The 6,444-nt window shown below is 66.3% G+C and carries 6 protein-coding genes and 4 pseudogenes; 9 read left to right on the top strand and 1 reads right to left on the bottom strand.

The features are described from left to right. From MCAG_RS31640 to MCAG_RS34150, 6 genes and pseudogenes are all read left to right on the top strand, one after another. Window positions 1-419: pseudogene (locus MCAG_RS31640) on the top strand (asparaginase); the annotation flags it as partial. Beyond that, window positions 412-574, top strand: a pseudogene (locus tag MCAG_RS35505) (DUF296 domain-containing protein); the annotation flags it as partial. The pseudogenes MCAG_RS31640 and MCAG_RS35505, both read left to right, overlap by 8 nt. A 445-nt stretch (window positions 575-1,019) precedes the next feature. After that, complete coding sequence (locus MCAG_RS29330; protein WP_007076558.1) at window positions 1,020-1,595, top strand: sigma-70 family RNA polymerase sigma factor; 576 nt, start codon at window positions 1,020-1,022, stop codon at window positions 1,593-1,595. Continuing rightward, window positions 1,592-2,620 (top strand): hypothetical protein, encoded by a 1,029-nt coding sequence (locus MCAG_RS33115; protein WP_007076559.1) that lies wholly within the window; start codon window positions 1,592-1,594, stop codon window positions 2,618-2,620. Before MCAG_RS29330 ends, MCAG_RS33115 begins: the two co-directional genes overlap by 4 nt. 242 nt (window positions 2,621-2,862) lie before the next feature. Continuing rightward, window positions 2,863-3,144: a hypothetical protein gene (locus MCAG_RS34145; protein ID WP_007076560.1), complete on the top strand. Its 282-nt coding sequence runs from the start codon at window positions 2,863-2,865 to the stop codon at window positions 3,142-3,144. Window positions 3,145-3,445: 301 nt separating this feature from the next. After that, on the top strand, window positions 3,446-4,189 hold the full coding sequence (locus MCAG_RS34150; protein ID WP_007076561.1) for a hypothetical protein: 744 nt from the start codon (window positions 3,446-3,448) through the stop codon (window positions 4,187-4,189). Here MCAG_RS34150 and MCAG_RS29345 read toward each other — a convergent pair. Then, window positions 4,092-4,835, bottom strand: coding sequence for a hypothetical protein (locus MCAG_RS29345; RefSeq protein WP_157548721.1), 744 nt, complete (start codon window positions 4,833-4,835; stop codon window positions 4,092-4,094). The genes MCAG_RS34150 and MCAG_RS29345 overlap by 98 nt on opposite strands. Between MCAG_RS29345 and MCAG_RS35510 the strand changes: the two are divergent. The 3 genes and pseudogenes from MCAG_RS35510 to MCAG_RS36475 all read left to right on the top strand — a co-directional run. Next, a pseudogene (locus MCAG_RS35510) lies at window positions 4,828-5,189 on the top strand (transposase family protein); the annotation flags it as partial. The gene MCAG_RS29345 and the pseudogene MCAG_RS35510 sit on opposite strands and share 8 nt — an antisense overlap. Window positions 5,190-5,201: 12 nt before the next feature. Then, window positions 5,202-5,909 carry a hypothetical protein gene (locus MCAG_RS33120; protein ID WP_157548724.1) on the top strand — a complete coding sequence of 236 codons (708 nt, stop codon included), beginning with the start codon at window positions 5,202-5,204 and terminating at the stop codon, window positions 5,907-5,909. Between the two features lie 71 nt (window positions 5,910-5,980). Continuing rightward, window positions 5,981-6,443, top strand: a pseudogene (locus tag MCAG_RS36475) (transposase). The last annotated feature ends 1 nt before the right edge of the window (window position 6,444 follow it).

The raw sequence follows: 6,444 nt of genomic DNA on the forward strand, positions 1-6,444 counted from the left end.
GCCTCGACGACGATCACACCCTCCTCGACGCCGTCGGCCAGCACTGCGATGGCCTCGTCGTCGCCGGATTCGGAGTCGGCCACATACCCGAACCCCTCGTCGGCACCCTCACCACCCTCGCCGCACGCATCCCCGTCATTCTTGCCTCCCGCACCCCGGCCGGACCGACGCTTACCCGCACCTACGGCTTCCCCGGCTCCGAGCGTGACCTCCTCGCACGCGGCCTTATCCCCGCAGGCTGGCTGCACCCCTACAAAGCCCGCATCCTGCTCCGCGTGCTCCTCGCCGCCCAAGCCAAGCATCAGGACATCGCGCCCGCGTTTGCCGTTGCGGGCAACCTCGATGAACCTTCGTGCTGGCCCTGGCCGACGCCAACCCTGACGAGTGATCGAACGGAGACAGCAACCGCGCATGCGTAGCCACGACCTGACCCCGGGACGGATGATCGGTGCGGCCTTCGACCACGGCACGACTTCTTCACCGCCCTCACCAACGCCTGCCGCGCCCACAACATCAGGCAGGGCTACATCCCATGTTCATTGCCGGTCTCTCCACAGCCAAGATCGTCGGCACGTGAAGTCGTCAACGCCGGAGGCACCTGGAACCGGCACCCAGATCAATACGACCAACCTCGCGCTACCCACAGCGACCAGACCAAGTTAACTCAAGCTAGACGCATACACGCGCCTGCCAGTTCGCCTACAAAAGATCTTGGCTGTCGCGCTTCACGCTAGGGCTGTCCTTTCACCACTGAACGGTGACCACAACAGGCAGGTGGAAGGGGAGCCAGCGATGGCAGATCACGACGTGATCAGCATCGGGTTGATAATTCTTGGGCCAGTTGTGCCCCTGATGGCACTGTGGCTACGGCTCCGCTTCCGGCTACACCAGGAGCGGGAACGGCGCAACTACCTGCAGACGGCTACCGCTCTGCCGGCCGGGAGCCGAGTGCAGGAGCAGCGTGATGACGGTACCCGGCTCATCCTCGACGTCGGGAACGCGACTCGAAACGAGTGCGCATGAACGATGTCCTGGAACCTCCCGACGAAGCGGGACGCTCCTTGCCCACGACTGCGGCCGGCGTGCCGGCTCGCCACCGCCCCGACACGCCACCGGTCGATGTCGTCGCCTTCAGCGCCTTCTACCGTGCAGAGGTCACAGCCCTGGTCAACTTCCTGCTCTGGATGGGTGCCGGTATCGCCGACGCCGCTGACATCGCCCAGGAGACGATGATCGAGGCATATCAGAGCTGGCCGTCGATCCAACGTCCCCGCGCGTGGATCCGGCGCGTCGCTTCCCGCCAATACGGCCGTCGACGCTTCGGCCAAGAGGTAGCCACTGAGCCGGACAACCTCAGTCCGCTGCTTCCCGCATCCGCAGACATCTCTGCCTGGGAGCAACGGCATGACGTATTGCGGCTGCTGACCATGCTTCCCTGGCGGCAACGGCAGGTCATGGCTTGGACGTTCGACGGCTACCAGCCGCAGGAGATCGCCGACGAACTAGACATCACACCGGAGGCGGTACGAGCCAGCTTGAAGCTCGCCCGCCGTGCGCTCGCCGAAGAACTCGGCCGGGCGGGGGAAACCACATGAACCACGATAAGCTGTTCGCCAGCCTGCACGCCACCACTGCGGGCGACCTCGACGGCCTACTCGATATCGAAGCGGGCCTGCGCGAGGCCCTCGTGGCTGTTCAACACACCCGCACCGGCCATGACCTGGACCTTGACATCGAGGCAGGACTCCGCGCCATCACCTCTCCCCCAGAGGTAGCCACACCATCTCCGGCCACGCATCCCGAGCACCCCAGCGCGACACCCGACCGGTCAGAATCGCAAAGTGCGGTCGCCGCTCGGCTGATGTCGTTGCACAGCGCCAGCCGACTAGCTCTCCGCAACCACCCGGCCATCGCAGCCTTCGCTCTCATGCTGGAGATCACCAACGCGGCGACAACCAACCGAGCCATCGCACGCGACCCCGACCTCGCCTTCACCCTCGACCTCGACCTCGACCTCGCCCGCGACCTCGACCGTGTCTTCGTCCTCGCCCGCGACCTCCACCTCGACCTCATCCGCGACCCCATCCGCGACCCCTCTCGCGCCCGCATCCTCGCCCGCAACCTCGCCCGCTACCTCGACCGCGCCCGCGACCTCACCTGCGACCTCACCCGCGACCTCACCCGCGACCGCGTCTTCGTCCTTGCCCGCAACCTCGACCTCGCCCTCAACCTCGCCCTCAGCCGCGTCCCCGCCCTCACCCTCATCCTCGCCCGCGACCTCGCCCTCGACCTCGCCCTCGCCCTCGAATTCGACCTCGACCTCATCCGCGACCTCGCCAGCGACCTTGCCCTCGCCAGCGACCTCGCCCTCAACCGCGCCCGCGACCTCACCCGCGACCTCATCCTCGACCTCGACCGCGTCCGGCATAACTTCACGGATGCGGATCTCAGCGATGCGGATCTCAGCAGGGTGTCGCTCACTGGCATCCGCTGGTCGATGGCCACAAGGTGGCCATCGGACGAGTGGCGGGCTCAGGCTCTGATGGTCTCGCGGGACCTGGGCGACGGGACGTACGAGATCCGGGGCGGCACCACGAACATCCCCACCCACAGCACCTGAACAAGCCCTCGCGCGGCAACTTTGCCCGTTGGGGGTGAGACCAACGAGCAGTTGCTCGACTACTGCTGCGAGCTTTCGGAACGAACACCCCCTGAGCACCTGGAGCCTCGCCTGTTCCGATCTCACTCCTCCTCGGGGACGTGGGACTGCGTAGTTTTCGGCTCTGTCTCACATTCGGTGGTGACCGAAGGTAGTCGTTGTCGTTGAGATCATGCTGTGTTATCTGCACCTTCTACACCTCGTTGATCAGGACGTTCATCAACCTGATCAAGGAGTTTGGTATGGACCTTCGAGTTCAACTGATGGAAGGCAGAGCCGACGTCCCGCGTGTCGGCTCGCTCGTCACGAGCGGCCGGTTGCATCCTCCCGTTCTGGTTCTCGACGGCGATGGCGTCGAGGTGGAGGCGGCGACCGGCTACTTGCGGGATCTGGCGGTCGGCGATTGCAGCCCGTTGACCTGCCGCAGCTACGGCTTCGGGCTGCTGCGCTGGTTCCGGCTGCTCTGGCTGCTGGGCGTGGCATGAGAGAAGGCGACCGAGGCGGATGTCGCCGTACTAACCGGCTGGCTGCGTTCGGCGTCCAATCCGCAGCGGCAGCGGTCGGTTGCCGCGGCCGTGCCGGGCTCGGTAAACCTGCGGACCGGCAAGGCGAGCCTGCGGGCTGGCTACGCGCCCCGCACGATCAACCACGCGCTGTCGGTCGTGAGCGGCTTCTACGAGTACCACGCCCACTACGGCCGAGGCCCGGTCGTCAACCCGGTCCCCGTTTCCCCCGCAGCGCCGCCGGGCGCTGGCGCACCGAAGCCCACTGGAGAGCAAGAAGGTCGTGGGCCGGGCACGGCTGCGCCAGCGGATCACTGACCAGCCGCCGCGTTCGATCCCGGACGCGATGTGGGACGAGCTGTTCGACGCGATGCTGTCCGACCGGGACCGCGCGCTGCTGGAGTTCTTCGTCTCCAGCGGCGCCGCTCTCCTCGGCTACCTCAACATCCAAACCACCCGCGGCTACGTCGCCGTGTTCGACGAAGACGTCGTCCGCCACTACCAGGCCCACCTCCAGCACCGGCGCAAAATCCGGCCCAGCGAGGAGTACGCGCCCGTCACCGCCGAGGAATGGACCGAGTTCGAGGAACACTTCGACAAGCGCAAGGTCGAACTCGGCTCCTGCGCCCGGCCCTACGGCACCGGCCGCCAGCACGAACACGCCTGCATCCGCGGCCCCATGCTCAACGTCAACCCCAAGATGATCAACAGGCTTGGCGAGCTGGAACAAGACCTCCTCGCCCGCCGCATCCGCGCCGAAGCCGAGAACTGGCTCGGCGAGATCGAAGGCATCAACCTAACGCTGAGCTTCCTTCGATCCAAGCGCGATCAAGCCGAACGCCAAGCCCAACGGCCGCTCATCCACCTCGGCCTCCCACAACCCAGGGGGAGGCCAGCAACTGATGAACCCACCACCCCTCACCCACCATTTACACAGCCGGGTCGGCAGAGGCTTCCTCGCCAGCGCGTTGGCCGGCCCTCCAGGGCCACCACGATTGGCCTCCAACAGCACCGTCAGCCGGCTTGAGCTCCTTGTCGCCACTTTCTCGACTACCGATCAGCCAACCGTGATCGCTCAAGCGGGAGAACATACCGCCTCCAGTCGGCGAGCCGTCCTCGACGTCCACGAGCCCGACACCGTGAACGGCTCCCAGCCCGAGGCTGACCAGCGACACGAAGTACGCCCGGATCAAATCTTGCGCGTGGGTATCGTCCCGAGACGACGCAAAGGCCTTGAGCACTTCGCTCTCGAGGTCGACCAGACTATGCGCCATCCGGTTACGCAGCCGGTTGAACGCCCGCAACTCCCAGACCGTCTCCTCGTCCGGGTCATAGAGACCCACGAAGACCGTGATCTTCTGCGCGAACGTCAATCGGGCGAAATCCCTGTCCACCAAGACATTCGGACGCCTGAACGCCGCACGGATCAGATTCTCAAGCGCCTGCTCAAGCAACAGATGCGCATAGAGGATCATCTCGACGAGGTTCGAGCCGTTCAGAACCTCCTCGGCGCGGCGCACATGCTCCTCGGAGAGACCCGAGAACCGAGGGTCTCCCATCAAGATGAACTTCGTCTCGCGATCGCCGGACGGGATGTCGGACACGACCGGGACCATATCGCCGCCAGAAGAGTGATCACCACCCATTTGGGTGAAGTGCAGATAAGTGTGCAAGATCGATGATCTTACGAAGACGGTGTTCTCGGGGTTGCTGCCGCTGGTGATCGACGACGTGACGGATCAGGGCGTCCGGATCCTGGTGCGGGCTCGGACTCCCGAGGGGCCGGTGGCCTGTCCGGGCTGCAGGGCGTTGTCGGGTCGGGGTGCACGGATATCACCAGCGGATCCCTCGCGGACGTGCCAATCGATGCCCGGCCGGTGGCGCTCTGGGTACGTATACGTCGTCTGGTGTGCCCGACCCAGGGCTGCCGTCGCACGTTCCGGGAACAACTGCCCGGGGTCCTGAACCACTACCAGCGTCGCACACCTCGGCTGGTCTCTCAGGTCGGTGCGGTGGTGCGGCGGCTGGGTCGGGTGGAGTTGGTCGCGGAGACGATGCGGGCGGCGTTGGAGGCTCTGGCGAGGGTGGATGAGGTGTGGCTAACCGGTGTGATGCTGCCGGAGTGGGCCGACCGGTATGGCCGGTCGGTGCGTCACGAGCGGCAGCCGAGCGGGGCGGTCGCGGTGCGTCAGTACGTGGAACAGGTCGGGGCTGACGGCATAGCCTTGCTTCGGGCCGTCTACGGCTCGGCCGCCCCGGCGGCCGGGCCAGGGGCAGCCGCTGTCGAGGTGCTGCGTCAGGTCTGGGTCCAGCAGTACTGGTACGACGAGTCAGGGCAGTTGCGGTGGCGGGAGGCGAAGGCGTCCCGGGCTCGTAAGAGCCGGGAAGGCACGACGCGCAGGCGTCGCGTCGACACGGCGGCCGATGGCGAGGCGGAGCCCGCTTGCGTGCCGTGGTCGAGCGTGGAGGTCGTGTCGCCGCATGACCCGCAGGCCCGGTTCAGCCACAAGCCGGGCAAGGTCGAGTGGGTCGGGTACAAGGATCATCAGACGGAGACCTGCGACGAGGAACGGCCGAATGTCATCGTGCATGTGGTGACGACCCCGGCCCCGCACCAGGACGTCAGCGTCGTTGATGCGATCCATTCCGCGCTGGCCGGGCACCGCATGGCGCCGGCGGAGCACCTCCTGGACAGCGGCTACGTCACACCCGAGACGGTTCACCGGCCTCGACGGCTCACGGGATAACGATCGTCGGGCCGGTCCGCCAGGACCCCCGTGCCGTCGAACGGCCCGGTTTCGCCAAGGAGGACTTCCACATCGATTGGCGAGCCGAGACCGTCACCTGCCCGAAGGGAACGACAAGCCCACCATGGAAACTGACCGTGGCAGACGGCAAGCCGCGACTGTCGGTGCTGTTCCGGCGGGCGGACTGCCGCGCCTGCACCGTTCGGCAGCAGTGCACCGGCAACGTCGACGGCAAAGGCCGGCACCTGCTCCTGCTACCCGAACCGCTGCAGAACATCCAAACCCAGGCCCGAGCACAACAGCAAACCCCCGAGTGGAAACGGCGCTACGACCTGCGCCGGGTGCGAGGCCACCGTCTCCGAAACCGTCCGCGCGCACGGCCTACGCCACTGCCGGTACCGCGGGCTCGCGAAGGCCCACGTTCAACACGTCCTCACCGCCGCCGGGACCAACATCATCCGACTCGCCCAACACCGACCCGACCAGCGTCAACGACCACGAAGCCGCCTACAAGACCTCTTCCGCGCTAGCTGAT

The organism is Micromonospora sp. ATCC 39149, from assembly GCF_000158815.1.
In the GTDB taxonomy this organism is placed as follows: domain Bacteria; phylum Actinomycetota; class Actinomycetes; order Mycobacteriales; family Micromonosporaceae; genus Micromonospora.

What these genes read in the sequence shown, in the direction of transcription:
- MCAG_RS29330 (WP_007076558.1), top strand. Translation starts at nt 1,020, where the DNA reads ATGAACGATGTCCTGGAACCTCCCGACGAAGCGGGACGCTCCTTGCCC.
- MCAG_RS33115 (WP_007076559.1), top strand. Translation starts at nt 1,592, where the DNA reads ATGAACCACGATAAGCTGTTCGCCAGCCTGCACGCCACCACTGCGGGC.